The sequence below is a fragment of the Ruminococcus sp. AF37-20 genome (assembly GCF_003460465.1).
GTDB classification, from domain to species: Bacteria; Bacillota; Clostridia; order Oscillospirales; family Ruminococcaceae; genus Hominimerdicola; species Hominimerdicola aceti.
In genome coordinates, this window is the sequence record NZ_QTVE01000012.1 from 79,076 (window position 1) to 80,066 (window position 991).

The 991-nt window shown below is 31.6% G+C and carries 2 protein-coding genes; both read right to left on the minus strand.

What is annotated here, in order from left to right:
• Window positions 1–95: 95 nt before the first annotated feature.
• Entirely contained in the window at window positions 96–629 is a 534-nt protein-coding gene (locus DW015_RS09165) for a hypothetical protein (protein WP_117905422.1), read from the minus strand.
• A 25-nt stretch (window positions 630–654) separates the two neighbouring features.
• The coding region (locus tag DW015_RS13605; RefSeq protein ID WP_207659369.1) for a hypothetical protein at window positions 655–991 on the minus strand (337 nt) is incomplete at its 5' end.

Sequence of the window (991 nt, forward strand, 5' to 3'; positions counted from 1 at the left end):
TATTTTGGATAACATTATTAAGTTTGAGATATTGTCATCAATTTGTGCGAGTATAAAGATAATCTTCCATATTTGATATAAGTAACAAACTTCTATTAAATCTCTATCGTCACTTCTTCATATCTACTACTATCTTCGGAACATTTAACTCTAATAGTCAGCTCTTGTTCATCTTCTAGGACTTCATAATAGTGTTTTTCAATCGGATCATAGTCACTTTGCAAAGCCAATGGCTCATCAACTTTTTTCATTACTGCTCCGTCCCTGCAAATACATATATCACACCTGTTTCCGAACATTGTTCTGTTCACACGGGCAATTACTGATATATCATCAGATGAATATATGATATGATTTTTCCAGTCAGAAAACATATCTCTACCAACAAAATTGATTATTACCGCAATTATCAATAAGCCGAATATTTCGATCTTTGACAGGGCACCTTTTTTGTATTTTATTAGCTTTACGATCGTCAATGCTATCACAAGGTACGACAGATAAGTGCATAAAAGCAATATGCTGATATGGTCGCTGAATAGCTCGTAATACCTGTTTACAAATAGCAACAATAGAATGAAAATCAGTAAAAATGTATTTATCTTAGTGAGCACATTATATTTTTTCATAAGAACGACCTCTTAGTAACTTATTTTACATAATAGCGCTAATTTTGTTATAATAATTGTATCCTTCTATATATGCGTTTGCTAAATTAGAATCTACTATACCATTAAAGTATGTAGTCATTAATTCATTCTCGGTCAGTTTATTAGGATATCTCGATCCCTGTTTCCAGGTCACAGTTGTTTCATAACACCCGTAATCTTTAAAGGAATGTGCTAGAACATAGTAATGTAAATTATACAAATCACCTTCCGAAGAATCATTACTCCACTTATAGCAATCAAATAAATAGAATCTTATCTTTATTGTTTTTGAACAAATATACCCTGTCACATTTTTCACATCTCCACACATCATATTTCGG